The following is a 26,754-nucleotide window of genomic DNA, read 5'->3' as shown; positions in this document are numbered from 1 at the left end:
TTATCCGCAAAAGCTTGGGGTTTACTTTGGATATAATGCGGCACTTGCTAATTTAGTTTATGGAGCAAGTGATATGTTCTTAATGCCTTCTTTATATGAGCCATGTGGATTATCACAACTTATTTCACTTCGATACGGAACAGTTCCAATTGTTCGTGAAACAGGTGGATTGAATGATACGGTACACGCCTTTAATGAATTCACGAAAGAAGGAAATGGATTTAGTTTCACGAATTATAATGCGCACGATATGATGTATACCATCCGCCGAGCTTTAAGTTTTTATTATCAGGATAAAGAGACTTGGCAATTATTAATGAAACGTGGGATGACAGGGGATTATTCATGGGAACAATCCGCGCAGCGATACGTGGAATTATATCAGTCGATGTTTTAATAATAGGCATAGAAATGACTAGTTTTGAATTAGTGATTTCTATGCTTTTTTTATGTTTTGAGATTGATAAGGACTTCTAAAAAAGTAAAAACTAAAAAGTAAGAGAAAAAGATAAGATTATGGTAAAATATTATATATGGAAAAATGTCGAAATCTAATAAAAAGGTGATAAGCAATGTCAGTTGATAAAAATAAAATTGAAGAAGCAGTTAAGATGATTTTAGAGGCCATTGGGGAAAATCCAAGTCGTGAAGGGTTAATTGATACACCAGCACGTGTGGCTAGAATGTATGAAGAGGTTTTTTCAGGTTTACATGATGATCCCAAAAAACATTTACAAGTTTATTTCAGTGAAGAATATGATCAATATGTATTAGTCCAAGATATTGTGTTCCATTCGATGTGTGAGCATCATTTATTACCGTTTTTCGGGCGTGTGCATGTCGCGTATTATCCAGAAAATGATGCGGTTGTTGGATTAAGTAAAATTCCACGTGTCGTGGATATTGTGTCTAAACGCCCCCAATTACAGGAGCGTATGGGAAAACAAATTGGCGATGCTATTGTTGAAACCCTTCAATCTAAAGGGGTTATGGTTGTTATCGAAGCGGAACATATGTGTATGGTGATGAGAGGAATTAAAAAGCCAGGAGCTATTACAAAGACCATTTATAGTACAGGTGTGTTTAAAGAAGAGATCGCACTTCGTCAAGAAGTCTTAAATTTAATTAAAGGTTAAGAGGTGAGGTAGATGCGATATTTTACAAGTGGTGAATCACATGGTCCCCAATTAACGGCTATTATCGAAGGAATTCCAGCTGGACTTGAGTTAACAGCCGAGATGATTAATGAAGAGTTGAAAATTCGTCAAGGTGGATACGGACGTGGAGATCGAATGAAGATTGAAACAGATCGTGTTGAAATTGTCAGCGGAGTTAGACATGGTAGGACGCTTGGATCCCCCATTACGTTAATCATAAAAAATAAAGATAATAAAAATTGGGGCCAAACGATGTCAGTTGCTCCAATTGATGAACAGGATTATGAAATAAAAAAAGTGCCACGCCCTGGCCATGCCGATTTGGTGGGTGCGATTAAATATGGACATCGTGATTTACGTAATGTCCTTGAACGTTCATCAGCTCGTGAAACAGCAATTCGAGTTGCAGTTGGAGCGGTAGCTAAACAAGTTTTAAAAGCTCTTGAGATTGAAGTGGGGGCTCATGTTTTACAAATTGGGAACGTATCGGCAAATATAGAAGAGGTAACCGTTGAAAAGATTAAATTACAGGCAGTAAAGTCTTTAGTGCGCTGTCTTGATGTAGAAGCCTCACAGGCGATGTGTCAAGAAATTGATATAGCGAAATCAAAGGGAGATTCACTTGGAGGAGTGGTTCAGGTTCTCGTTGAAAATGTTCCAGCTGGAATTGGAAGTTATGTTCAATTTGATCGTAAATTAGATGCAAAGATAGCAGCAGCGGTGATGAGTGTTCAGTCGGTTAAAGGCGTTTACTTTGGAGATGCGATGATGGCTTCAAGTCACTTTGGAAGTCAGGTTCATGACCAAATTACTTACGATAACGGATATACCAGACAAACAAATCATTATGGTGGATTTGAAGGAGGTATGACCAATGGAATGCCACTTGTTATTCAGGCGATGATTAAACCAATTCCAACACTGTATCAACCCCTTCAATCCATTCATATTGAAACGAAAGCAGTTGAAGAAAGTATGATTGAACGCTCCGATACCTGTGTGGTTCCGGCGGCAGGTGTTGTTTTAGAAGCGGTGGTGGCTATTGAAGTTGCAACTGCTATAATAGACGAGTTTCAATCAAATCAAATGAGCCAACTAATCGATTCGATGAATGCTTATCGTGAATATGTGAGGTTATACTAATGCAAAAATTAATGATTCAAACGAAGCATTCCACGTATCCCATTTATGTCGGAGATTGTTTAGCCTCCTTAAATCCATTTATTCAAAAGGCGAGTCAAGTTGTGGTGATAACCGATCAAACGGTTTATGATCTTCACTACGCGCAACTGAAAGAGTATTTACCTTCTGAGTCCCCTGTTTTCGTGATAAAACCAGGCGAGTCTTCTAAATCTATATCAAATTATTATGAAATTCAGACGTTTTTAATTGAACATCAGGTCGATCGTCGTGGTTTAGTGTTAGCTTTTGGAGGGGGCGTTGTCGGAGATTTAGCTGGATTCGTCAGTGCGACTTACATGAGAGGGATTGATTTTATTCAAATCCCAACAACGCTATTGGCACACGATAGTGCGATTGGTGGAAAGGTTGCCATTAATCATGAGCTTGGTAAAAATTTAATTGGTGCATTTTATCCTCCTCTTGCCGTTATTTATCATCTTGATTTTTTAAAGACGTTAAGTGATAAAGAGTGGCGTAGTGGATTTGCTGAAATGCTGAAACATGGTTTTATTGCAAATGATGATTTACTAACAAAACTGATGAGTTATCCATCTCTTGAACCGTTAAAGCACCCTTCTTTTTCACCGATTTTAATTGACAGCCTAAAGGTGAAGCAAGTGATTGTAGAGGCTGATGAATTTGAAAAAGGACAACGTGCTTTTTTAAACTTTGGGCACACGTTTGGCCATGCTGTTGAACTGGTGTATCCATCCCTTTCTCATGGAGAAGCTGTCGCAATTGGGATGGCTTTTGCTCTTTTTGTAAGTCAGGAAAAACTATTCCTTCAAGTTGATTTGATGAAGTATTTAAACACATTAGTTAAATTAAATTATCCGATTTTATTAGAAGAAGAGAAGATTGAAACGTATTTAAACTATATGGATCATGATAAGAAAAATGATCGACAATTGATTCGATTTGTATTATTAGATGATAAACAGTCTCCATGCCTTGTTAGTTTGACGCGTGAAGAGACGAAACGATATGTTAAGCAGTTTTTAAAATGGATGAACGATAGGAGGTTATAAAGATGCGTTTAAGTGGAGAGTTACAAGTCGCAGGAGATAAATCGATTACGCATCGTGCTATTATTCTAAGTAGTTTAGCAACTGGACAAACTGTCATTCATAACCCGCTACTAGGGGCTGATTGTTTAAGCACGCTTGAAATTTTTAAACAGTTTGGGGTGACGTATCAATTAACGGCTAATCAATTAATCATCGATAGCCCAGGTGTAGATGGATTTACCTATTCAAATTCCATTCTTGATGCCGGAAATTCAGGAACGACTGCACGTTTATTGATGGGGGTGTTAAGCGCTCTTCCAACAACGCTAACGTTAGTTGGTGATGCTTCATTGTCAAAGCGCCCAATGAAACGTGTGACAAGTCCATTAAAACAAATGGGAGCTTGCATTGAATTAACACATGATCAGACGTTGCCAGCTACGATTAAAGGACAAAGTCTTAATGGAATTGAGTATGAATTACCAGTAGCAAGTGCTCAGGTGAAGTCAGCTATTATGTTAGCGGCTATGTTTGCAAGTGGAGAAACGAAAATCCATGAACCGGTTCCGACGCGTGATCATACGGAAAAAATGTTTGAAGATTTCCAAATTGTCTATAATAAGGAGAACCGTGTGATTACCTTAAGTGGGCCTCAGATGCCAAAAACGCCAGGCCAAGTCTTTGTTCCAGCTGATATTTCATCGGCGGCTTTCTTTATGGTAGCAGCCTTAATGGTTGAAGGCAGTGACCTTATCCTTAAAAATGTGGGTCTAAATGAAACTCGCTGTGGCATTGTGGATGTCCTCTTGCAAATGGGAGGACGTCTGACTATCCAAAATGAGCGTTATTTTGGTGGTGAGCGAGTGGCGGATATTCGAGTTCAGTATACGAAAGATTTAAAGGGGATTATCATTGAAGGTGAGATGATTCCTCGTTTAATTGATGAAATTCCGATCATCGCCTTACTGGCAACGAAAGCGATGGGACAAACCATCATTAAAGATGCAGAAGAATTAAAAGTAAAAGAGACGAATCGAATTGATGTGACGGTTGGAGAGTTAAAAGCCATTGGTGCCAACCTTTTCTCAACCGAAGATGGTATGGTTATTAACGGCGATATTAATCTGAGCTATCACCCTGCTTTAGTCTCAAGCCATGGTGATCACCGCATTGCAATGATGTTATATGTGGCATCATTATTGATGAAAAATGAGCTTGAAATAGAAGAGATGCAAGCGATGAATATTTCATATCCTGACTTTTTAGTGCATATGCAAAAAGTTTTAAAATAAGTGAGAATGATGTTGAAGATAGAAAAATAGAGGTGTTTTATATGACAATTGAAACGTTTATTGAATTATATGAAAAAGGACAAATAACAGAAGAAGTCGTTGAACAAATGCAACATTTTGCTTTTCATGCTAACGATGATGAAATTTTCTTAGTAGCACAAATTTTTGCGGCACTGGGACGTGTTTCAGCTGCGATTGAATTAGTAGAGCCATTAATTTCAAAATATCCGCATGAAACGAATTTAAGAACATTCCTAGCTGATTTATATTTAGATTTAGCGGAAGATGAAAAAGCATTAGATTTATTATCAGGAAGTGATGATGAGTCAGATGTGAGTGTTTTATTACTAGAGGCTGATATGTATATTGCTCAGGGGTTATTCGAAGTAGCCGAAGATAAATTAAAAAAAGCAATGACCTTAGAACCTAAAAATGATTTGATTAAATTAGCTTATGCAGAGTTTTATCATCATATCGGAGAATTCGAGCAGGCTTTAAATTTATATTTAGATTTAATTGAATGTGGCTTATCAGCTGAAATTAACGTGTATGATCGTTTAGCTACCTGCTATTCTCATATTGGTGAGTTTGAAAAAGCTTTAGAACAATTTGAGTTATCAGAAAAATATTTTGGAAAATTAAATACCGATCAACTATTTAATAAAGGGTTTTTAGCTTATCAATTAAATGATGAGGTTGAGGCAAAGAAAGTATTCCAAGAATTAAAAGAATTAGATCCTTCTTACGATACGATTTATCCGATTTTAGCTAAAATCTACTTAAAAGAAGAAGATTATGAAAAAGCATTAGAAATGGTTGCAGAAGGAATGACACATAATGAGTATAATGCGGAGCTATATTCGATTAAAGGAACAGCATTAGAAAAGTTAAAAGATTTTGAAGCCGCTCGTGATGCGTACTATGAGGCTTTAAATTTAGACCCTGAAGATTTAGAGTCAGCTCTAAGAAGCAACCGTATTTGTTTAATGTTAGAAGATTATGAGGAAGTGGTTCATAATATTAAACATTATGAAGAAAATGGATTATATGATGATCATTTTACTTGGGACTTAGCGATTGCTTATCTAGAGTTAGAAGAATATGATGAGGCAAAAGCGTGCTTTGAACAAGGAGCCGCATTATTTGCAGATAACGTTGAATTTTTATTTGATTATGCTCAGTTCTTAATTGAAGAAGGATTATCTAACGAAGCGATTAAGCTATTAGAACGTATTTTACAGTTAGACCCATCTGCAACACCAGCTCGCGAACTTCTAGAGAATTTGATGTAATAATTGTAAAAGAATTTACATAATCAAGACAGTTTGTCTTAAAAGAGGTATAATACATTCTAAATAAGATATTGATTGAGGTGATCAGTAATGTTTTTATATTATAGTCCGTATGGATATGGTGGGGGAATGTATATGGATTCTTCATACATCATTTATCTATTAATTGCGTTAATTGTCCCAATGCTCGCACAGGCTAAGTTAACGTCAACGTTTAATCACTACATTCGTGTCCGTAATTCATCTGGAATGACGGGAGCAGAAGTAGCGCGACGTATTTTAGATATGAATGGATTACAACATGTTCATTTAACAGAAGTGGGTGGTCGTTTGAGTGATCACTATGATCCAACTCGTAAAACGGTTCGTTTATCAAGTGATATTTATCGTGGAAACTCGATTGCTTCGGTTGCCGTAGCGGCACATGAGTGTGGACACGCCATTCAACATGCGAATGCCTATGCCCCGCTACAATTCCGTTCGGCAATGTTCCCACTGGTTAATTTCGCGAATAAATTTGGTTATATTGCCATCTTACTTGGATTTGTTTTAGGAAGAGGAAACTTCTTATTACTTGGAATTATCATGGTCGGAATCACTGTATTATTCCAACTCGTGACATTACCAGTTGAATTTAATGCCTCAGCTCGTGCTCTAACACAGTTAGGTGAATTAAATATTTTATATGGTAATGAAGAGAAAGCTGGGGCACGTAAAGTCTTAACGGCAGCAGCTTTAACGTATGTAGCGGGAGCTGTAGTTGCGATTGCCGAGTTATTACGTTTGATTATGATTTTTAATCAACGAAATAATGACTAATAAAAAAATCCTATCTTGATAGATAGGATTTTTTTTAGATATTAATCAAAGTATGGGATGCCATTTGAATCAAATGTGAAACCTTCTCCTAATGTTTCATAAACATGACTTACAGTTACGAAAGCTTGAGGATCAATTTTATAAATAAGTTCTTTTAAAGAAGATAACTCGCGTTTATTGATAATGGTCATGACAATGACTTTATCATTTTTATTATAAGTTCCCATCCCATGAATAAAGGTTGCCCCTCGGTTCATTTTAGTGTGAATGGCAGCTGCAATTTGTTCATAATTATTTGAAATAATGAGAACCTTGTGTCCAGCCTGGAAACCTTCTTGGAATTTTCCAATGATAATGGCAGCAATATAAAGCCCAATAATGGTATAAATGGCATTTGTAAATGATAAGAAAATAATAAGTGAAATCGTGATGACAATAGCATCAAAAGTGAACATTGTACGTGACATTGGAATGTCGAGTTTATCTTTTATAATTTTAGCAATAATGTCAACACCACCTGTTGTTCCACCCGCATTAAAGATAATCCCAAGTCCAGAACCCACAAAGACTCCCATTCCGATAGCAGCTAAAATCATATCATTTGGAAGTGGGGGGATAATATGTCCAATCATCTCAAAGATTCTTAGGAAAACAGACAGCATAACCGTTCCGAAAATCGTGAGCCAAAATCCTTTTTTACTGAACTGTTTGTATCCGATAATTAACATAGGTATATTCAAGAGTAGGTTTGAAACAGCCGTACTAATTCCAAAGACATGAAATAAAATAATTGTAATTCCTGTAAATCCACCTTCAGCCATGTGATTAGTGATGGCAAAATTTATAATTCCAAAAGCCATCAATGCGGTTCCTAAAGAAATCAATAGTAGTTGTTTTAATAATTTTTGTGACACGTTAGAACCTCCTAGAATATTTTACTATTAGTTATTATTATATCATGAATGGATGAATAAACTATAACGAATAGACAAATTTTGAGGTGAGATGATGAAAAAGATAGTAGTGGGTGGCTTAAATGGGAAAATGGGAAGCTTTCTTGTCGAAGCATTGAAGAATGAGGAAGATTTAAAGTTAGTAGCTGGTGTGAGTGAAGTAGAAGATTTAACGGGTGACATCCCCGTATATTCAGACCCTCAAAAAGTAATTAATGAAATTGAGTTTGATGTGTATGTTGATTTTACTGTCTATGAATTTGCAAAAATAGCGTCGGAACTCATGTTAAAATCAGGAAAATCGATTGTGATTGGAACGACTGGATTTAATAAAGCTGACGTCGATTATTTAAAAGATGTGGCCAGACAATATGGAGGGCGCGGAGTCATTGCCCCAAACTTTTCAATTGGTGCCATTTTAATTAATAAGTTTACGGAAATGTGTTCTCATTATTTTGATAATTTTGAAATTGTAGAATATCATCATATCAATAAAAAAGATAAACCATCAGGAACGGCAGTTTATTTAGCTAATACACTAGACTGTTCTTTGAAACGAAAGTTAGCCTCAACTCATGTGCATAGTATTCGAATGCCAGGGATTTTAGCGAAACATCAGGTGTTAATTAGTGATGATTATCAAACACTTGAGCTCATCCATCAATCCAATAGCCGCCATTCATTTGAAAAAGGAATTATTTTAGCCATTCGAAAAGTTGAAAACTTAAATGAACTGGTGTATGGATTACAACATTTAATTGATTAAGAAGATAAAAACCTCCTTAAAATAATAAAGGAGGTTTTTTATTGATTATCTTGTTTAATGTTAAGTATAATAAAAGGAGTATAATTAAATTGGAGTGTTAAAAATGAGTTTAATCCGTGTTGGAAAGGTTGTTTTGAACCGTTTGATAGAAAATGGATATGAAGCTTATTTTGTAGGTGGAATGGTTCGCGATCGATTGCTAGGTCGAGACATTTATGATATTGATATTACAACGTCCGCTAAACCTGATGTCGTCATTGGGTTATTTGAAAAGACGATTCAGACTGGAATTAAACATGGAACGGTGACCGTCATGATAGAAGGAATACCGGTTGAAGTCACAACTTTTCGTGTTGAAGAAGCATACGAAGACTTTAGAAGACCGAGTGAGGTTAGGTTTACGTCATCTCTAATAGAAGATTTAAAGCGTCGAGACTTTACGATGAATGCGATAGCAGAGTCAATTGATGGAACGCTTGAGGATCCCTTTCATGGACTTAAGGATTTAAGTAATCGTCAAATTAAGGCCGTAGGAGAGGCGAAGGAGCGCTTTATTGAAGATCCGTTACGAATGTTGCGCGGACTTCGTTTTATGTCAAAACTCGGCTTTGAGTTAGAGGATGAAACGTCTAAAGCAATAGGTGAAGTGGGCGCTTTAATTGAACACATCTCAAAAGAACGAATCAAAAAAGAAATTGAAGGGATGGTAAGTGGTGAGTTTTCATTAAAGGCATTTAATCTGCTAATCCATACCCCACTTTGTGACTCCATCACTTATTTTAAAGAACTGAAGCGATATTCAAGTTCTAACTTAGCAAGGCTAGAAGAGGGCGTTGAGTTATTTGCCTTAATTGGTTTGACAGTTGAGGAAATGGAAGACTATTTAAAAGCTTGGCCTTTTTCTAACGTTGAAAAACGTATGATTAAAGCGATTAGGGAGTGTTATAACAAACAGTTGCCCCCTCAGTATATTCAGTATAAATACAAAGAAGATTTAGCTCTCCATTATCATCGAATTCAGAATGTATTAAAACAATCAGTTGAAAAATTTGAGTTAAGAGAGCTACCGATTACTGATCGAAAAGAATTGGCGATTGAGGTAGCGGATATTATACAGTGGATTAATCACCCTAAAGGTCCATGGCTTAGTCAGCTACTTGAGGCGTTAGAGTTTGAAGTTGTAATGGGAACACTTGAAAATGAGGTCGTGAGTTTGCGAAACTATATTCAACAGTTAGGAGAAGGTTATGAAATCAAAAAATAGGTGGTTAAAACGATTTGTTTTATTAATAATTGTCCTAATTATTTCGGGATTTTTATTACTATTTTCTTATGTAATGGGACATGAAAAAAGTTTGATGAATTATCAGTCATCGCTTTCTAAGTTACCGGAGGTTGAGCAAGTGCTTGAAATTTCTGAGTATCAAGGGATTGATGCCTATTACGTGGCTAAAGTATTGCTAACGAATGAGACAGAGCAGTATTATTTTATTAAAGATAATGTCGTGGTTTATCAAGTCGAAATAAACAAGATTTTATCAACTGATGCCATTGTAAATAAAGCTTTATCGCTAACAGGTAGTGGGAAAGTGAAGCATTATTATTTAGGTTTTTTGGATGAAAATCCAATTTATGAAGTGTTAGTGACAACGTCTGAAGGTGAGGAATATGTGATTTTAAATGCTTTAGACGGAGAATTGATTTCGCATTTTATTATTGATTAGGAGTAGAAACATGATGTATGACTTATGGGAAAAAAAGCTGCTAGATTTTAATACATTATTGTTAACAATCTATAAAGAGCTTGAGTTAAATGAACAAGAATTTGTTTTTATTTGTTTGCTAGCTAATTTAATTCAAACGAATCCAGGTGGGTGGACCTTTGCCGACATTTCAAAACAGATGACGCTTGATGATGGCAGTTGTTCGCTATTATTTATCGGTCTTGTTGAACGTAAGTATATCTTGGTGAGTAGTAAAACAGATGAATTTGGAAAACGATTTGAAGAATATTCATTATCTCCTTTATTTACGCGTATTGAGAAGCATTTAAAACAGAAGAAAAATCAATCGAAGTCCACGCAACGAGAAGAGATTTTTACGTTGCTTGAGCAAGAGTTTGGAATTTTAAGCCCGCTTGATATAGAAACGATTCACATGTGGATGACAGAAGATAATTTTGATCCAGAACTGATTAAGTTAGCCATTTATGAGGTGAATGCGAATCAAATTAAATCAATTCGCTATATTGATAAAATTTTAATCGAGTGGAAAAAGAAAAATATTACAACCGTTGAGGAAGCTAAACGTCAGTTGATTCAGTTCAGACAACGTAAACAAAGTCCTATGGCAACGAATAATGAAGCTCCAGTAGTCGATCCTAATTTTTATTATGACTGGATGAATGAATAAAGAGGAAGTGAGCAAATGGTATCGAAGAAAAAAGCACTTGAAATCATTGATGTGATGGAAACATTATTTCCAGATGCGCACTGTGAATTAAATTTTAAAAATGAGTTTGAACTGGTATTAGCTGTTTTATTATCTGCCCAAACAACCGATAAAAGTGTTAATAAGCTAACTCAAACGTTATTTGAGAAATATAAATGTCCAGAAGATTATATCAAGGTTCCGTTAAGTGAGCTTGAGCAAGATGTTAAAACGATTGGATTATATCGAAATAAGGCGAAAAATATTCAAGCTTTGTCTCAAATCTTATTAGATAAATATGATGGAGTCGTTCCTTCGACATTTGAGGAACTCGTGAAACTACCAGGTGTTGGTCGAAAAACAGCCAATGTTGTTTTATCTGTTGGATTTGGAGTGCCACGTATAGCAGTAGATACACATGTTGAGCGTATCTCAAAGCGATTAGACTTTGCTAAAAAAGATGATACGGTCCTTGAAGTAGAAAATAGATTAATGAAGTTGATTCCAGAAAATAGATGGTCAAAAGCACACCATCTAATGATTTTCTTTGGTCGCTATCACTGCACGGCTAAGAATCCAAAATGTGAAACCTGTCCTTTGTTTGATGCATGTAAAGAAGGAAAAAAATTAATTAAAAAATAAAAAAGAGAAACGATTTAATCGTTTCTCTTTTTTTATTTAGTTAAAGAAGTTAAACAATGTTCTGATGAAACTAATCGTTTGGGCTCCTACTGGAGTTGCTCGCTCATCATCATCACCATCTCCATTTACGCCTGAATCTGGATTAATTGGATCCGGAATGACAGGCGTTTCTGGTGTTTCTGGTGTGGTACTAGCAGGTCCTTTTGAAACCGTGATGGTTAACGTTGAACCTGGTGTAATAGCAGATCCAATACCCGGATTTGAACCGATGAATCCACCACTTGCAATTGTTTCATGATTTTCTTGGTTGACTTTAATTGAAATCGAATTCAGAGTTCCCCAAGCTTGATATTTATTAATGAAGTCTGAATCTGACTGATAGTTTGGAACGACTAACTGGCTAGTAGCTACTTTGACATAAACGGTTGAACCAGGAGTTAATGTTCCACTGTTTGGAGAATTTGAAATGATAATTCCTTCAGCTACTGTTGTGCTTGGTTCGTCACTGAATGAAATATTAATTCCATTAGAACTTCCCCAAGATTCAGCTTGTGCTTTTGTCCAACCAGCCATATCTGGAATACTAACTGGTTTAAAGCAATTCTCACAGTCTACTGTGATACTGTTTGAATTATTACTTGCTAGAGCCCCGTAATTTTCATAACGTGCACGAATATAGAAATCTGTATAGTAAGACATTTCACCGTATCCAAGATCTTTTGTGAATGAATTATCACTTGTTGTTCCTAAGTGAACCTCATTGCCATCCATGTCTTTGGCATACACATCATAGATAGTTCCACCAATTGTATCTAATTGGAATTTCATCATGTAAAGTTGATCTTCTGGAACTTCAAGTTCTCTACAGCTACTTAACTTTGTACAGTTAGGTGTAATTGATTTATATTGACTGATTAAGCTATTGATATAGTTATAATCTAGCGTATAAGTTTTAATGTGTTCCCAAGATAATTGAAGTTGGCTTCCATTATAAGATCCTGTTAAGTTTTGTGGTGTAGCTAATTGTTCAAAACGCGTTGAATAAACAGATGGTTGACTACCTTTAGGGAATAATTCAGACGCTTTATAGGCATCCGGTGTTAAAGAAGAAGCTAATTGTACTTGTCCATCTTCTGCACCACTTTCCTTTTCAATTGTGACACTGACTACTGAATCAGGTCGAGTTGGTTCCACATATCCTGCTGGATTTAAATAAGACATCAGGTTTTTAAAGACATACCAAGGAGCTGATTGTTCGCTGTTTGAAATATAGTGTCCTTGGCTCGTATCGGTATAACCGGTCCAAATGGCTGCTGTGTATTCGCTTGAATATCCAACAAACCATGAGTCACGAATTGCATTGTCTGGCATTCCATATTTTTCACGAATTTCTTGTGGGAAGTTTGTTGTTCCTGTTTTACCTGATAAATACATACTTGTAACATTTGCCGTTTTCCCGGTTCCATCTGTCATAACCGTGTGTAACATATCCGTTATAATATAGGCTGTTTCAGGACTCATTGCTGTCTCAGATTTTTGATCGGCATAGATGGTTGTTCCGTCTGATAAGACGATTTTTTCAATGGTGATAGGTTCATTATATGTTCCACCATTACCAAACGCTGCGTAAGCACCTGCCATATCAAGAGGAGAGAATCCTGTTTCAACTCCACCAATCGCTGTTGATTCATTTAATGTATCTTCAACTGGCATTCCAAGTCCTTGCGCAAATTCGGCTACTTTTTTATCCCCAACTGCATTAAATGCTTTAACAGCTGGGACATTTAATGATTTATTTAAAGCATTACGAATTGTCATACGTCCTTGATACATGTGGTTGTAGTTATGAACCATGACATCACTACCATTTTGGTAGGCATAATGATCATCGTTAATGGTTGTTCCTGAACCCCATCCAAGATATTCAATGGCAGGACCATAAGCGAAAATTGGTTTTGCTGTTGAACCAGGTTGGCGCTGGATTTGTGTTGCTAAGTTAAACGTACGCTCACCCTCAGCACTTCCTCCCCCAATCGCTCTGATTTCTCCTGTTTTCGTATCCATGAATATAATTCCTGATTGTAAATCTTGTGGCCAAGTATAATATTGATTTGTATTTTGTAAATCATAAACAAATGCTTGGGCGTATGGGTCCATTGTTGTATAAATTTGAAGTCCTGAATAAGGATCTAAACCGTATTTTTCTTGAACTTCATTGATAACAACGTCAATAAATGACTGGTATTTTGTTTTATCATCGACACCGCTTGTTTGATAAGCCAACATATCAGTAATTGGTTTGGCAGCAGCTAGGGTTGCCATATCTTCAGTGATATATCCGTGTTTAACCATTAGTTTTAAAACGGTATTACGTCGAGTTTCACTTGCATCAGGATTGGTATCTGGTCGATAAACGTTTGGTAATTGGACAATACCTGCAAGCGTTGCAGCTTCTGATAATGTTAAATCACTTGCATCCTTACCAAAGTAGTATTCAGACGCTTTTTGAATTCCGTTTACACTTCCTCCAAAGGGCGAGAAGTTTAAGTAAGCTTCAATAATTTGCTCTTTTGTTAGTACTTTTTCAATTTGAATTGATAAGTAAATCTCTTTGATTTTACGATCAATACTTTTTTCACTAGTTAAGTGAGATTGTTTAATTAACTGTTGAGTTAAGGTACTAGCCCCTTGGTCAAAATCACCTGATTTTAAGTTTGTTATTAAAGCAACTAAAAAACGTTGCCAGTCTACACCGTGATGTTCAAAGAATTTTGAATCTTCTACAGAGACAATGGCATCAATTAAAACAGGAGAGATTTGGTCATAGGTTACCCACTCACGTTTTTGAACACCAAGTTCATCAATAACATTTCCATCTTTATCATAAATATAACTTGATTCTGTCGCATAGATTTTTGAAATATCTAATTCTGGAGCAGTTTCAATCGTTTTGAAAATGATGAAACCACCAATCATCATTGCTGCGATTCCCCCCAATAAGACAACCAATAGGAATCCTTTTAAAATCGTTCCAACCGATTGAAATAGGGTGAGAGAAAATTTTTGTGCACCTTTATTTTTGTTCATCAACGTCACCGCCTTTTATTTTTTATAAGAATAATTCTTCTACCACTTTTAAATAATCAATTCTTGGATACGCTCCTTCATTGATTAAGGTTGCATGCTCCAAAAACTCCTCACGTTTTATCGAACGTCTACTACCTAGTTTATATTGTTGCCAAAACTCGATGAGCTTTTCACCAGGAAGTAAATAAATTTCATTAAATTTAGAAAATTTGACAAGTAAAAAGACAATTCCCCCATGTTTTAAAACTTGAGCCATATGTTCTACCTGATGTGCGTGGAGATTTTGAAGAGGGAAAATAGTTATATTAGATGTTTCTTTTGCTTCAAAATCGATATAGTGTCCTTTGAAAATGCCGTTAAAATCTGTTGTTGACGGCGTTCTAAAATAGGCTTCTGTTATAACAGCAGCCGCACGTTTTGGATAGTTTACTTTAACAATTTGCACAGGTGTTGGTTTTTTATGAATGACCGCTTTATTTGTGGATAAATAATATTCATTTGAACGATTTAAATCATCTTCAAAAGACATTCCACGTTTTCCAAAAGTAATCGTTTTTTCACTTGAAGATTTAGAGATAACAGTTGATTTTTTTTTGTGGGGATAATTCACTGGGCTATACACCTCCTAATTGTATATCTTATCAAAAAAAAGGAAAAAAAGCTAATCTTACATAAGATTTCATATTAATATTGAAAGGAGTTTGGTAGATAAAATAAAAAAATAGAATTTATTTACAATTGACTTTTATTTTGAAATTTGCCATAATATAAAATGTAACATTCGGGTAATTGCAGTGTCTTATGACATTGAGGAAAGTCCATGCTCGCACAACCTGCGATGGTTGTAGTGATCGTGCCTAACCAAACAATAAGTTAGGGCAGTCAAATATGTGACTGACGGCTGGGAAAGCACCTAAGTCTTTGGATATGGTGTGATTACCTTTAAAAGTGCCACAGTGACGATAACTGTCGGAAACGGCAGAGTGGAACGGGTAAACCCCACGAGCGAGAAACCCAAATTTGGTAGGGGCACTTCTAAAGCGGAACTGAACGCGTATGGAAGGTAGAGAGTTATTCTCTACAGACAGATAATTACCACCTGAGTACGAGGAGGCATCCGTATGTAGTACAACGGTACAGAACATGGCTTACAGAATGTTATCTATGCATTTAATAAAACACAGCACACAACAAGATTTGTTGTGTTTTTTTGTTTATAACAAAATATAAAATGTATGAATTATTTAAATTAACTAAACATATGAAAGATAAAGACAATCAATATAACTGGAAAAAACAAGATAAATTTGATAGTTTCGGTATAAAAATACTTATATTCACTTTTTAAATAAATATAGGTATGCTATTATTAATTTAGTTTGTTTTTATGGATGTTACGGGAGGTGTTGGAAATGGATTTTTCAAATAAAGAAAGTAATCAAAAATTAGCTGATTATTTGCGTGAACAACGTTTGAATCGAAGTTTAAATTTAGACGATGTCTCTGACAAAATAGGGGTTCCGATTCAACATTTAAAGAATATTGAAAGTGGCGATTTTTCAAGATTTGATGAGTTTTATTTAAAAATGTATATTAAAAAATATGCTAGTTTTTTATCTTTAAATGTAGATGAAATTTATCAATCTTTCTATGGTGAACAGATAAAACGAGAAGTTGAAGTTAAAATTAAAAAACAGAAGACAGAGAAGCGAACACGTAATTTTGGTCGCCTTGGTGGAATTGTTGCTACCATATTAGTGATTGGTTTAGGTGGGTATTTTGTGATCGACATGATTAAAGCGGCTTCAGAAAAACCAACCGAAGAAGTTGTGATTAAAAATCCAAACTCATCTGAATTGATTAATGAACCAACAAAAAATACAGAAAATGAAGAAAAAAAAGATGCAGAAATGGTAGAACCGGAAATTTCGTTACCAAAAACAACCATATCGAAAGTATCACAAAACAATCAATCAACGATTTATGATGTGATGTCTGAGGGTGAGCAATTAGATTTAAAAATGGTATTTAACAATGATTGTTGGTTAAATGCAACGATGAATAATCAAAGTATTATTCCTGGGGAAACTTATCGAACTAATGATGTCTTTGAGTATACGTTTACTAAAGATATGCTAACCAATAATGAGGGAGTTTTAGAATTTAATATCGGTAATGTAACCGGATTAGAGATGATGATTAATGGAGAGCTAGTTAGCATTGACGAGACGGTTCCTCATCAATACATTACACTAAATATGAAAGTAAAATAGGTGAAAGTTATGAATTTAGCAAATAAGTTGACACTATTACGTGTGATTTTAATTCCATTTTTTATTGTTTGTTTTTATATCCCAAATTTAGTTTTTAATGTTGTAAATCTAAATGATTATCAAATTCCATTTGCAAATATTTTAGCGTTAATTATCTTTTTAGTTGCCGCAATTACGGATTTTATTGATGGATATATTGCGCGTAAATATAATATGATTACAGATTTTGGGAAGTTTATGGATCCATTGGCAGATAAGTTATTAGTAACAGCCGCTTTATTAATGTTACTTGAAAATACATTAATTTCTGGTTGGGTTGTGTTTGTTATTTTAGCACGTGAATTTATTGTAACAGGGTTCAGAACCATTGCAGCTTCAAAAGGTGTTGTGATTGCAGCAGGATGGTTAGGGAAAATCAAAACAGTTGTTCAATTTATTATGATTTCAACGTTATTATTATTAAATTATCCATTTGAGTTATTAAATTTACCAGTGGATCAAATCTTTGTAGCCTTAGCTGTTATTTTAACCTTAGCTTCAGGGGTTGAGTATATTTACAAAAATCTTCATATTTTTGATGGGGCAAAATAAATATTTTTTAAAAAAGCGAATTTTTGTTCGCTTTTTTGTTGCGCTAAAATAAAAAATAGTTTATTATTAAACTAAATTAAAGGAAATAGTCAACAAAATGGGTATGTTATAAGTAGATAAATAATGAAAGTGGAGGATTAAAATATATGAGTAATAATCGCGAAGCAGCTTTAATGCAGGCGCTTAAAAGTATTGAAAAGCAGTACGGAAAAGGATCTGTCATGAAGCTAGGTGAAAAAACAGATACAAGAATTGAAGTTGTTTCTTCAGGTTCATTAGCACTTGACTCTGCTTTAGGTGTTGGAGGTTATCCTCGAGGACGTGTTATTGAAATTTATGGACCAGAAAGTTCAGGGAAAACAACATTTGCGTTACATGCCATTGCAGAGGTACAAAAAAAAGGTGGAACAGCTGCGTTTATTGATGCAGAACATGCGTTGGATCCAGCTTATGCTGAAAAATTAGGAGTCGATACGGATGAATTATTAGTGTCGCAACCTGATACAGGTGAGCAGGCATTAGAAATTGCTGAAGCTTTAGTTCGAAGTGGAGCGATTGATATTTTAGTTATTGACTCAGTTGCCGCTTTAGTACCACGTGCTGAAATTGAAGGTGAGATGGGTGATTCACACGTCGGATTACAAGCACGATTAATGTCTCAGGCACTGCGTAAATTATCAGGTGCGATTAACACGACCAAAACCATCGCTATTTTCATTAATCAAATCCGTGAAAAAGTGGGGATTATGTTTGGTAACCCTGAAGTAACACCAGGGGGGCGTGCCTTAAAATTCTATTCAACGATTCGTCTTGAAGTACGTCGTGGAGAACAAATCAAGTTAGGAACAGATATTGTTGGAAACGTTGCGAAAATTAAAGTCGTGAAAAATAAAGTTGCTCCACCTTTTAAAACAGTTGAAGTAGATGTCATGTATGGTGAAGGGGTTTCTAAACAAGGAGAGATTCTTGATTTAGCTGTTGAATATAATATCATTGAGAAGAGTGGTTCTTGGTACTCATATAACGGTGAGAAATTAGGACAAGGACGTGAAAATGCTAAATTGTTCTTAAAAGAGAATCCATTTGTGATGGAAGAAGTAGCCGAATTAATTCGTGCTGAATTAAATATTGCAACAGATACGGTGCAAAATACTGGTTTAGATTTAAATTTTGATGAAGAATAAAAATAAAAAGAAGCGTTTATTATAAACGCTTCTTTTTTGTATAAAAAAGTAATAAATAGTAGAAAATAAGGAAGATTTGTAAAACAAATTCACCTTTTTAAGAAGATAAGAAAAATTAGGAAACAGTTTTTGTTTGTTTGTTGTGGAATTCTTGACATGTTATTACAATAATATTAAAATAAATAATGTAGTATTATATCGTAATACTAATTATCTTCAAACTATAGAACCGTTTAGTAGATCTATGGCGGATAATTTGATATTAATTAATTGGAGGTGCGCATATGCTAGAAATTATCATCTCCATTTTGCTAGTAGGGATAGGGTTAGTTATTGGGAATTTTAGAGGAAAGAAAGTCTATCAAGCTGAGATGGAACGAGCTGAACAATCGGCAGGACATATCATCTCAAAAGCAGAAAAAGAAGCTGAATCAAAAAAGAAAGAAGCGCTTTTAGAAACTAAGGAGGAAGTTCAAAAACTTAAAGTTGATGCAGAGCGCGACATTAAGGAAAAGAAAACGGAACTTGTTCGTTTAGAAGAACGTTTAGTACAACGAGAAGAAACAATAGATCGTCGAATTTTAAACTTAGAAAAACGTGAGATTGCTCTTGAAAAGAAAGATGAAGCTATAGCAGAAAAACAACTCGAACTAAAAGAACTAGAAAGCAAAGTGGAAGAAACTTTAGAAGAACAACGTCAAAAATTAGTTGAAATTTCGGGCTTAACAACAGATGGAGCACGAGAAATCATCTTTAGACGTGTAGAAGATGAAATGTCTCATGAAGTAGCGAAGTACATTAAAGAAGAAGAAGAAAAAGCTCGTTTAGAGGCTGATAAAAAAGCTAAAGAGTTAATTGTACTGGCTATTCAAAAATATGCATCAGAACAGACAAGTGACTATAGTGTCAATGTTGTTAACTTACCAAGTGATGAAATGAAAGGTCGAATCATTGGTCGTGAAGGTCGAAATATACGTACGATTGAATCATTAACGGGGGTAGATTTAATCATTGATGATACACCAGAAGCGGTCGTTTTATCATGTTTTGATCCAATTCGTCGTGAAGTGGCTCGTATTACATTAGAGACACTTGTTCAAGATGGAAGAATTCATCCTGCACGTATCGAAGAAATTGTTGAAAAAACACGTCGTGAAGTCGATTTACGCATCCGAGAATACGGTGAAAATGCTGTATTTGAAGTTGGAATCGGGAAAGTTCATCCTGATTTAATGAAAATTTTAGGACGTTTAAATTACCGTACAAGTTACGGACAAAATGTATTGAAACACTCTATGGAAGTTGCCTTCTTATCGGGTATTATTGCAGCTGAATTAGGTGAAGATGTAAAGCTTGCTAAACGTGCTGGTTTATTGCATGACATCGGAAAAGCAGTGGATCATGAGGTAGAAGGAAGCCACGTAGAGATTGGAATTGAATTAGCAACAAGATATCGTGAACACCCAGTTGTTATAGATGGAATTGCATCGCATCATGGTGATGTAGAACCGAAGAGTTTAATTGCAGTTATTGTTGCTGCAGCGGATACTTTATCTGCTGCTCGTCCAGGAGCACGTAGTGAATCCCTTGAAAATTATGTTAAACGTTTAGAACAACTTGAAAATATCGCTTGTCGATTTGAAGGGGTTGAAAAGGCGTTTGCCATTCAAGCAGGTCGTGAAGTACGTGTGGCTGTTATTCCTGAACAATTAGATGATGTTCAAGCTCATCAAGTTGCGCGCGAAATTCGTCAAACAATCGAAAATGAACTAGAATATCCAGGAAATATTAAAATTACGGTAATTCGAGAAACTCGAGCTGTTGAAACAGCTAGATAATTGTTCATATGATGGATTTAAAAGCTATTGATGCTGTCGTATCAATAGCTTTTTAATGTTAAAAAAATATTGCTACAAGATGCTACAAGAAAGGCTGATATCATGAAAATTTTATTTATCGGAGATATTTACGGAACACTTGGTCGTCAAATGATTCAAGAAAACTTACCAAAAATTAAAGAAATGTATAAGCCACACATTATTATTGCGAATGGAGAAAATATTTCTCACGGAAAAGGAATTAACGAGAAATACTATAAGTTTTTACTAGAACAAGGTGTCAATGCTGTGACGCTTGGTAATCATACGTGGGATAATCGTTCTATTTTTGATTTTATTGATGAAGCAGATAAATTAGTTCGTCCAGGGAACTTCCCAGCGTCTAATCCAGGTAAAGGATTAACATTTATTAAATTTAATTCATTAGAGGTTGCCGTTATTTCAGTTCAAGGAAGAACATTTATGCCAATGATTAATTGTCCATTTTTAGCCATTGATGAATTAATTAAAGAAGCGCAAAAGCGTACGAATATTATTTTTGTTGATTTTCATGCAGAAGCAACAAGTGAGAAAGTAGCACTAGGTTATTATGTAGATGGACGTGTTAGTGCTTGCGTGGGAACACATACACATGTTCCAACAGCAGATGAACGCATATTAACAAAAGGAACTGCATATATTACAGATGTTGGGATGACAGGACCGCTTGATGGGGTAATCGGAGTTGAGCGTGAGAATGTTATTAATAAGTTTATTGAAGGCTTACCAATCCGTTTTAATGCAGTTGAACAAGGTTCAGCGCAGTTAAATGCTGTTTTAATTGAAGTAAATGATAAAACGGGGAAAGCATCATCAATTAAACGTATTAATCTCAAGAAAGAATCAAGTCTTTAAAAAGTAGTCATGTATCGGGATGAGGGTGCATAAACTTACTGTGTAAAACAAAAAAGAGGGGGACTAGTATGGAAGTATTAAAAGTATCATCTAAATCTAATCCTAATTCAGTTGCGGGGGCTTTAGCTAATGCATTTCGTGAAAGAGGCTTAGTTGAGATTCAAGCAATTGGGGCAGGAGCATTAAATCAAGCAGTAAAAGCTATTGCTATTGCTAGAGGATATGTAGCACCAACAGGGAAAGATTTAATTTGTATTCCGGCGTTTACAGATATCTTAATTGATGGAGAAGAACGTACGGCAATTAAACTGATTGTTGAATCAAGACAATAAATTTTAAAAATAAAAAAACTAGTGAAATCATAATCACTAGTTTTTTTTATACCGCTCTCTTTTTAAAACAGAAAATGACATCAGTTGATTATTATGAAGCTAGATTGTATAATAGAGAAAGTAACTGATGACTTGTCACAAAAAGGACAAAATTTGATAGATAGAGCTTTATGATATAGGGTGATAAAAATGAACGAACAACAAAAAGAACTTTCAATGCAGACAAAGCAAGTAAAAGAAGAAAAAGATTATAGTCGATATTTCCAACGTCCAAGTATTACGGATGCTCGTAAACGTAGTCGTGAGCAGGCACATGTTCACCGTGATTTTGCGATTGAGAATTCAATTAAAAATATTGGACAAGGAAAAAAATATTTAATTCAAACTTATGGTTGTCAAATGAATGAGCACGACTCAGAAGCCATCATCGGAATTGCTGAAGAATTAGGGTATACCAAAGCAACAACACAAGAAGAAGCCGATTTAATTATCTTAAATACGTGTGCCATTCGTGAAAATGCAGAAAATCGTGTTTTTGGTGAATTAGGACGTTTAAAACGATTAAAACGTACAAATCCTGATTTGATTTTAGGGGTTTGTGGATGTATGTCACAGGAAGAAAAAGTTGTAAATCAGATTATGGAAAAATATCAATACGTTGATTTAGTCTTCGGGACACATAACATTTATCGTTTACCAGAATATATTCACAATGCATTAATGGGGAAAGAGCGTGTCATTGAAGTTTGGTCTCAAGAGGGAGAAATCGTTGAAAATATGCCACGTACTCGCCAAGGTAGCATTAAAGCTTGGGTTAATATTATGTATGGTTGTGATGAATTCTGTACATACTGTATTGTACCGTACACACGCGGTAAAGAACGTAGCCGTCTACCAGAAGATATCATTGCTGAAATTAAACATTTAGCCGAAGAAGGATATCAAGAAGTAACATTACTTGGACAAAATGTTAATGCCTACGGAAAAGATTTTAAAGATCGTGAATATACATTCGGTGACTTATTAGATGATTTAAATAAAATTGATCTTCCACGTATTCGCTTTACGACCTCACATCCGCGTGACTTTGATGCAAAAACAATTCAAACATTAGCAAAACGCGGAAACTTAATGGAGCATATTCATTTACCTGTTCAATCAGGAAATAATGAAGTGTTAAAACGTATGAACCGTAAATATACACGTGAAATGTATTTACAATTAGTGCGTGATCTTAAAGAAGCGATTCCAGGTGTTTCAATCACAACGGATATCATTGTAGGATTCCCGGGTGAAACAGAAGAACAATTCCAAGATACATTATCATTAGTTGAAGAAGTAGGGTATGAAGGGGCCTTCACCTTTATTTTCTCACCACGTGAGGGAACTCCAGCAGCTCGTATGGAAGATAATGTGTCAGAAGCTGATAAAAAAGATCGTTTAAATCGTTTAAATGAAGCGATTAATCGTGGATTCCGTAATGGAAATAAACGTTTTGAAGGCCAAGTAGTTGACGTTTTAGTTGAAGGAACGAGTAAAAATGATGAGACGGTATTAGCAGGATATACACGTCACAATAAACTTGTTAACTTCAAAGCAGATGAATCTACGATTGGAAAAATCGTTAAAGTTAAAATCACGGAAGCTAAAACATGGCATTTAGCAGGAGAAATGGTTAACGATGACACAACTAACTAATTTAGCGTCATTTAATGCGTTAAAAGAAAAACTTGATCAAGATGAAGTCATAGTGCGATACCGTCAGTTAGCGGTTAAAGTTCATCAAAACGAAAGACTTTTGAATCTTTATGATGAGTATCTGCAAAAACAAAAAGAGTTAATCAAATTTGAACATTATCATAAATCAGGAGCGGCGTCTTCAGTGGCATCAGAAATGAAATTACTTGAAGACGAGCTTTATGCTAATCCTCTGTTTAATGAATATATTCAAACACAAATTGAATTAAATGAACTATTTCAAAGTATGACTCATATAATAGAATATAAGGTTAATAAACATCTTAGTGAATAGCTAAGATGTTTTTAATTTTAGGAGTGGATAGATGGATTACGGATTACCCATTCAGGAGTGGAGGAATAAAATTAATTCTGAATGAATTATCATAAAGTCCTCCAATTCAGTATCAAATAAGATATGAGCTGAATATAGTATCAGTGAGGAGGTATTAGGATGAATGATATTCGTGAAATTGTAACCAAAGCTGTAATTGGTAAAGGTAAAAAAAGATTTCGTGTTACTGAATCTATTGATGATGTAGCAGCACCTGCTGATAGTATTTTAGGTTGCTGGATCATCAATCATAAATTCGGAGCGCGCAAAAGTGATAATGCTGTTGATGTAAAAGGATTCTATGATATTAACGTGTGGTATTCATATGATGGAAACACAAAAACTGAAGTTGCAAGAAAATGTGTGGATTATGCAGATCATGTTAATGTTCATAGAACCATCCGTGATTGCTTATACGAAGGTGATGAAGTCATCGCTCGTACAATTCAACAACCAACTTGTGTGGATGCAAGAATTGAAGATGGTGAAATCATTGTTGAAGTTGAATTCGAACTGGTTGTAGAAGTCATTGGGGAAACAAAAATGCGCGTTTCTATTTTAGGACCTGTTGGTGTTGACGATGCAGATCTTGAAGATGATGAAGATTCAGAAATTGATCAAGTCAATACGAACTTCTTAGGAAACTCACCATTCAGAGGAGAATAAGGCGATCTCGCCTTATTCTTTTTTATTGATAAAAAGTCGAAAAATGACGAAGATAAGTATTTCCCGGAAAATAACTAAAGGTTAATTGTTTAAAATGATTTAAAGTCGTCGATGATAAGAAGAATCTGCATCAGACAAGCGAGCGGGTTTGTGCTATAATAAAAGAACATGTACTTGAAAAAGGAGTTTTTTTATGCGAGATAAGTCTAAATATACACCGATGATGCAACAATATTTAACAATAAAAGAGAATTATCAAGACGCATTCGTCTTTTTTAGATTAGGAGATTTTTACGAATTATTCTTTGAAGATGCTCAACTGGCGGCGAAAGAGTTAGAGATTGCATTAACTGGGCGTGAAGCAGGAGCAGAAGAACGCGTTCCAATGTGTGGGGTTCCTCATCATGCGGCCGATAATTATATTAATCGATTAATTGAAAAAGGATATAAAGTGGCAGTTTGTGAACAAGTTGAAGACCCAGCGAGTGCGAAGGGAGTTGTTCGTCGAGAAGTGGTTCGAATGTTAACACCTGGAACTGTGATGAATCAAAATGCTTTAAATGAAAAAGAGAATAATTTTATTATTTCAATTGTTGGAACCACTCAAGGCTATTCAATCGTCTATAGTGATTTATCAACAGGTGAAAACTATGCGATGAATTTAGAAAAAGATGCTCAAGTTTTAATGGGTGAACTCATTAGCCTTGGGTGTAAGGAAATCGTCATCGGTCCAGATGTTGAGATTAAAATGTTTGATAATCTTCGTGCCTTAAAACAAATTGTTTTATCGTTTGAGGAAAATTGTATTCTACCTATTGAATATCAGATCTTAGTATCAGAAATAAGTGATTCAAATCTTCAGGCTGCTTTTGGACGTTTAATTAACTATTTAATTCGGACACAAAAAAGTGCACTCGGTCACTTACAGCCGGTTAGTTTAACAAAGAATGATGATTTTTTACATATCGACTATAATTCACGACGAAATTTAGAATTAACGGAAACGATTCGTTCAAAATCACGTCAAGGTTCATTACTATGGTTACTAGACAAAACAAAAACAGCCATGGGGAGTCGTTTGTTAAAACAATGGATTGAACGTCCATGTATTAATGAACAAGTGATTAAAGAACGTTTAGATGTTGTTGAAGCTTTCATTGGCGATTTTATGGTGAAAGAAGAATTAAAACAACATTTAAATGAAGTTTATGATTTAGAACGTTTATCAGGGCGTATTGGATTTGGAAACGCCAATGCTCGTGATTTATTACAATTAAATTCATCACTAAAGCAAATCCCGAACATTAAATCGTTACTCAGTCAACTATCAATTCCATCGGTTTTTTCACAACTTGAAAAGATGGTTGATTGTACTCATATGACGCAGTTGCTTGAAAAAGCGATTGCTGAAAATCCACCGATTGGAATTAAAGAAGGTGGCATTATTAAAGATGGTTATAACGAGACATTAGATGAGTATCGTTATGTTATTAACCATGGAAAAGATTGGATTTTGGCTTTAGAAGCACAAGAGCGTGAAAAAACAGGAATTAAATCATTAAAAATTAAGTTTAATAAAGTATTTGGTTATTACATTGAAATCAGTAAAGCAAACTTGCACTTGATTCCTGAGAATGCAGGATATGAACGTAAACAAACGTTAGTGAATGCGGAGCGCTTTGTGACACAAGAATTAAAAGAAAAAGAAAATTTAATTTTAAATGCAGAAGAAAAATCAATCCAATTAGAATATGAATTGTTCTCAGAACTTCGTGGCATTGTTAAAAATGAAATTCCTAAAATTCAACAGATTGCAAAAGTGCTAGCGTATTTTGATGTATTACAAGCTTTTGCAACAATGAGTGAAGAGAATCGTTACACGCGTCCGATGTTAAATAAAAATCATGTGATTGAAATTAAAGATGGACGTCATCCTGTTGTTGAAAAAGTTTTAAAAGATGTGCAATATGTTGAAAATGATTGTATCATGCCATCAGATTTATCAATCCTATTGATTACAGGCCCTAACATGTCAGGTAAATCGACGTATATGCGTCAGAACGCCCTTATCGCTCTGATGGCACAGATCGGCTCCTTCGTCCCGGCGTCCAGCTGTCATGTGGGCGTCGTGGACGCCATCTTTACCCGCATCGGCGCATCGGACGACCTTGCCGCCGGCCAGTCCACCTTCATGGTCGAGATGACCGAGGTGGCCGAAATTCTCAAGAACGCTACCCCCAAGAGCCTCGTCGTGCTGGACGAAATTGGCCGCGGCACC

The 26,754-nt window shown here is 35.3% G+C and carries 25 protein-coding genes and 1 other RNA gene; 23 read left to right on the top strand and 3 right to left on the bottom strand.

Annotated elements, in window-relative coordinates; translation table 11 throughout:
* The 7 genes from QWC74_RS09815 to QWC74_RS09785 form a co-directional block, all read left to right on the top strand.
* The coding region (locus QWC74_RS09815; RefSeq protein WP_288993999.1) for a glycogen synthase at positions 1-397 on the top strand (397 nt) is incomplete at its 5' end.
* A gap of 175 nt (positions 398-572) precedes the next feature.
* Complete coding sequence (folE, locus tag QWC74_RS09810; protein WP_006785701.1) at positions 573-1,136, top strand: GTP cyclohydrolase I FolE; 564 nt, start codon at positions 573-575, stop codon at positions 1,134-1,136.
* Positions 1,137-1,148: 12 nt separating this feature from the next.
* The gene (aroC, locus tag QWC74_RS09805; RefSeq protein WP_006785702.1) at positions 1,149-2,300 is read left to right on the top strand and encodes a chorismate synthase; all 1,152 of its coding nucleotides are present in this window, start codon (positions 1,149-1,151) and stop codon (positions 2,298-2,300) included.
* Positions 2,300-3,367 (top strand): 3-dehydroquinate synthase, encoded by a 1,068-nt coding sequence (gene aroB, locus QWC74_RS09800; protein WP_006785703.1) that lies wholly within the window; start codon positions 2,300-2,302, stop codon positions 3,365-3,367. Before aroC ends, aroB begins: the two co-directional genes overlap by 1 nt.
* A gap of 2 nt (positions 3,368-3,369) precedes the next feature.
* Entirely contained in the window at positions 3,370-4,638 is a 1,269-nt protein-coding gene (gene aroA, locus QWC74_RS09795) for a 3-phosphoshikimate 1-carboxyvinyltransferase (RefSeq protein WP_006785704.1), read from the top strand.
* A gap of 41 nt (positions 4,639-4,679) precedes the next feature.
* Positions 4,680-5,930 (top strand): lipopolysaccharide assembly protein LapB, encoded by a 1,251-nt coding sequence (locus QWC74_RS09790; RefSeq protein WP_006785705.1) that lies wholly within the window; start codon positions 4,680-4,682, stop codon positions 5,928-5,930.
* 90 nt (positions 5,931-6,020) lie between these two features.
* On the top strand, positions 6,021-6,749 hold the full coding sequence (locus QWC74_RS09785; RefSeq protein ID WP_006785706.1) for a zinc metallopeptidase: 729 nt from the start codon (positions 6,021-6,023) through the stop codon (positions 6,747-6,749).
* 41 nt (positions 6,750-6,790) lie between these two features.
* Here the strand turns inward: QWC74_RS09785 and QWC74_RS09780 are convergent, their stop codons facing one another.
* A complete protein-coding gene (locus QWC74_RS09780; RefSeq protein WP_006785415.1) occupies positions 6,791-7,663 on the bottom strand; it encodes a YitT family protein in 873 nt (290 codons plus the stop codon).
* Positions 7,664-7,757: 94 nt separating this feature from the next.
* Between QWC74_RS09780 and dapB the strand changes: the two genes are divergently transcribed.
* The 5 genes from dapB (at position 7,758) to nth (ending at position 11,540) form a co-directional block, all read left to right on the top strand.
* A complete protein-coding gene (dapB, locus tag QWC74_RS09775; protein WP_006785416.1) occupies positions 7,758-8,468 on the top strand; it encodes a 4-hydroxy-tetrahydrodipicolinate reductase in 711 nt (236 codons plus the stop codon).
* 103 nt (positions 8,469-8,571) lie between these two features.
* Positions 8,572-9,732 carry a CCA tRNA nucleotidyltransferase gene (locus tag QWC74_RS09770; protein ID WP_006785417.1) on the top strand — a complete coding sequence of 387 codons (1,161 nt, stop codon included), beginning with the start codon at positions 8,572-8,574 and terminating at the stop codon, positions 9,730-9,732.
* The gene (locus tag QWC74_RS09765; RefSeq protein WP_006785418.1) at positions 9,716-10,192 is read left to right on the top strand and encodes a hypothetical protein; all 477 of its coding nucleotides are present in this window, start codon (positions 9,716-9,718) and stop codon (positions 10,190-10,192) included. Before QWC74_RS09770 ends, QWC74_RS09765 begins: the two co-directional genes overlap by 17 nt.
* A 10-nt stretch (positions 10,193-10,202) precedes the next feature.
* Positions 10,203-10,880, top strand: a complete 678-nt coding sequence (locus QWC74_RS09760) for a DnaD domain-containing protein (protein WP_006785419.1) — start codon at positions 10,203-10,205, stop codon at positions 10,878-10,880.
* 15 nt (positions 10,881-10,895) lie between these two features.
* Positions 10,896-11,540, top strand: a complete 645-nt coding sequence (nth, locus tag QWC74_RS09755; protein ID WP_006785420.1) for an endonuclease III — start codon at positions 10,896-10,898, stop codon at positions 11,538-11,540.
* A 36-nt stretch (positions 11,541-11,576) separates the two neighbouring features.
* Here nth and QWC74_RS09750 read toward each other — a convergent pair whose 3' ends face one another.
* Complete coding sequence (locus QWC74_RS09750; RefSeq protein WP_006785421.1) at positions 11,577-14,627, bottom strand: PBP1A family penicillin-binding protein; 3,051 nt, start codon at positions 14,625-14,627, stop codon at positions 11,577-11,579.
* Between the two features lie 22 nt (positions 14,628-14,649).
* Entirely contained in the window at positions 14,650-15,237 is a 588-nt protein-coding gene (gene recU / locus QWC74_RS09745; RefSeq protein WP_006785422.1) for a Holliday junction resolvase RecU, read from the bottom strand.
* Between the two features lie 167 nt (positions 15,238-15,404).
* Here recU and rnpB point away from each other — a divergent pair.
* The 11 genes from rnpB to mutS form a co-directional block, all read left to right on the top strand.
* An RNA gene (gene rnpB, locus QWC74_RS09740) (RNase P RNA component class B) lies at positions 15,405-15,783 on the top strand.
* Between the two features lie 256 nt (positions 15,784-16,039).
* Positions 16,040-16,900 carry a RodZ family helix-turn-helix domain-containing protein gene (locus tag QWC74_RS09735; protein ID WP_006785423.1) on the top strand — a complete coding sequence of 287 codons (861 nt, stop codon included), beginning with the start codon at positions 16,040-16,042 and terminating at the stop codon, positions 16,898-16,900.
* Between the two features lie 9 nt (positions 16,901-16,909).
* Entirely contained in the window at positions 16,910-17,491 is a 582-nt protein-coding gene (gene pgsA, locus QWC74_RS09730; protein WP_006785424.1) for a CDP-diacylglycerol--glycerol-3-phosphate 3-phosphatidyltransferase, read from the top strand.
* 146 nt (positions 17,492-17,637) lie between these two features.
* Positions 17,638-18,675, top strand: coding sequence for a recombinase RecA (gene recA, locus QWC74_RS09725; RefSeq protein ID WP_006785425.1), 1,038 nt, complete (start codon positions 17,638-17,640; stop codon positions 18,673-18,675).
* A 284-nt stretch (positions 18,676-18,959) separates the two neighbouring features.
* Positions 18,960-20,513: a ribonuclease Y gene (gene rny / locus QWC74_RS09720; RefSeq protein WP_006785426.1), complete on the top strand. Its 1,554-nt coding sequence runs from the start codon at positions 18,960-18,962 to the stop codon at positions 20,511-20,513.
* Between the two features lie 102 nt (positions 20,514-20,615).
* Complete coding sequence (locus tag QWC74_RS09715) at positions 20,616-21,407, top strand: TIGR00282 family metallophosphoesterase (protein ID WP_006785427.1); 792 nt, start codon at positions 20,616-20,618, stop codon at positions 21,405-21,407.
* A gap of 68 nt (positions 21,408-21,475) precedes the next feature.
* Complete coding sequence (locus QWC74_RS09710; protein ID WP_006785428.1) at positions 21,476-21,739, top strand: stage V sporulation protein S; 264 nt, start codon at positions 21,476-21,478, stop codon at positions 21,737-21,739.
* A gap of 189 nt (positions 21,740-21,928) precedes the next feature.
* Positions 21,929-23,437 (top strand): tRNA (N6-isopentenyl adenosine(37)-C2)-methylthiotransferase MiaB, encoded by a 1,509-nt coding sequence (gene miaB / locus QWC74_RS09705; RefSeq protein ID WP_006785429.1) that lies wholly within the window; start codon positions 21,929-21,931, stop codon positions 23,435-23,437.
* Positions 23,421-23,771, top strand: coding sequence for a YlbF family regulator (locus QWC74_RS09700; RefSeq protein ID WP_006785430.1), 351 nt, complete (start codon positions 23,421-23,423; stop codon positions 23,769-23,771). Before miaB ends, QWC74_RS09700 begins: the two co-directional genes overlap by 17 nt.
* Positions 23,772-23,930: 159 nt before the next feature.
* On the top strand, positions 23,931-24,476 hold the full coding sequence (cotE, locus tag QWC74_RS09695; RefSeq protein ID WP_006785431.1) for an outer spore coat protein CotE: 546 nt from the start codon (positions 23,931-23,933) through the stop codon (positions 24,474-24,476).
* Positions 24,477-24,669: 193 nt separating this feature from the next.
* A partial coding sequence (mutS, locus tag QWC74_RS09690) for a DNA mismatch repair protein MutS (RefSeq protein WP_288993998.1) occupies positions 24,670-26,754 on the top strand: 2,085 nt, incomplete at its 3' end.

Source organism: uncultured Turicibacter sp., assembly GCF_938044715.1.
Lineage (GTDB): Bacteria > Bacillota_I > Bacilli_A > MOL361 > Turicibacteraceae > Turicibacter > Turicibacter sanguinis.
The sequence above is the reverse complement of the archived record's forward strand: the minus strand, read 5'-3'. Positions and strand labels throughout refer to the sequence as shown.

Bases quoted from the DNA above. Each gene is read 5' to 3' on its own strand.
- nth (WP_006785420.1), top strand. From the start codon at position 10,896: ATGGTATCGAAGAAAAAAGCACTTGAAATCATTGATGTGATGGAAACA.
- QWC74_RS09765 (WP_006785418.1), top strand. From the start codon at position 9,716: ATGAAATCAAAAAATAGGTGGTTAAAACGATTTGTTTTATTAATAATT.
- aroC (WP_006785702.1), top strand. From the start codon at position 1,149: ATGCGATATTTTACAAGTGGTGAATCACATGGTCCCCAATTAACGGCT.
- recA (WP_006785425.1), top strand. From the start codon at position 17,638: ATGAGTAATAATCGCGAAGCAGCTTTAATGCAGGCGCTTAAAAGTATT.
- aroB (WP_006785703.1), top strand. From the start codon at position 2,300: ATGCAAAAATTAATGATTCAAACGAAGCATTCCACGTATCCCATTTAT.
- QWC74_RS09700 (WP_006785430.1), top strand. From the start codon at position 23,421: ATGACACAACTAACTAATTTAGCGTCATTTAATGCGTTAAAAGAAAAA.
- dapB (WP_006785416.1), top strand. From the start codon at position 7,758: ATGAAAAAGATAGTAGTGGGTGGCTTAAATGGGAAAATGGGAAGCTTT.
- folE (WP_006785701.1), top strand. From the start codon at position 573: ATGTCAGTTGATAAAAATAAAATTGAAGAAGCAGTTAAGATGATTTTA.
- pgsA (WP_006785424.1), top strand. From the start codon at position 16,910: ATGAATTTAGCAAATAAGTTGACACTATTACGTGTGATTTTAATTCCA.
- QWC74_RS09790 (WP_006785705.1), top strand. From the start codon at position 4,680: ATGACAATTGAAACGTTTATTGAATTATATGAAAAAGGACAAATAACA.
- miaB (WP_006785429.1), top strand. From the start codon at position 21,929: ATGAACGAACAACAAAAAGAACTTTCAATGCAGACAAAGCAAGTAAAA.
- QWC74_RS09770 (WP_006785417.1), top strand. From the start codon at position 8,572: ATGAGTTTAATCCGTGTTGGAAAGGTTGTTTTGAACCGTTTGATAGAA.
- QWC74_RS09715 (WP_006785427.1), top strand. From the start codon at position 20,616: ATGAAAATTTTATTTATCGGAGATATTTACGGAACACTTGGTCGTCAA.
- QWC74_RS09750 (WP_006785421.1), bottom strand. From the start codon at position 14,627: ATGAACAAAAATAAAGGTGCACAAAAATTTTCTCTCACCCTATTTCAA.
- rny (WP_006785426.1), top strand. From the start codon at position 18,960: ATGCTAGAAATTATCATCTCCATTTTGCTAGTAGGGATAGGGTTAGTT.
- QWC74_RS09760 (WP_006785419.1), top strand. From the start codon at position 10,203: ATGATGTATGACTTATGGGAAAAAAAGCTGCTAGATTTTAATACATTA.
- QWC74_RS09785 (WP_006785706.1), top strand. From the start codon at position 6,021: ATGTTTTTATATTATAGTCCGTATGGATATGGTGGGGGAATGTATATG.
- QWC74_RS09735 (WP_006785423.1), top strand. From the start codon at position 16,040: ATGGATTTTTCAAATAAAGAAAGTAATCAAAAATTAGCTGATTATTTG.
- cotE (WP_006785431.1), top strand. From the start codon at position 23,931: ATGAATGATATTCGTGAAATTGTAACCAAAGCTGTAATTGGTAAAGGT.
- aroA (WP_006785704.1), top strand. From the start codon at position 3,370: ATGCGTTTAAGTGGAGAGTTACAAGTCGCAGGAGATAAATCGATTACG.
- QWC74_RS09710 (WP_006785428.1), top strand. From the start codon at position 21,476: ATGGAAGTATTAAAAGTATCATCTAAATCTAATCCTAATTCAGTTGCG.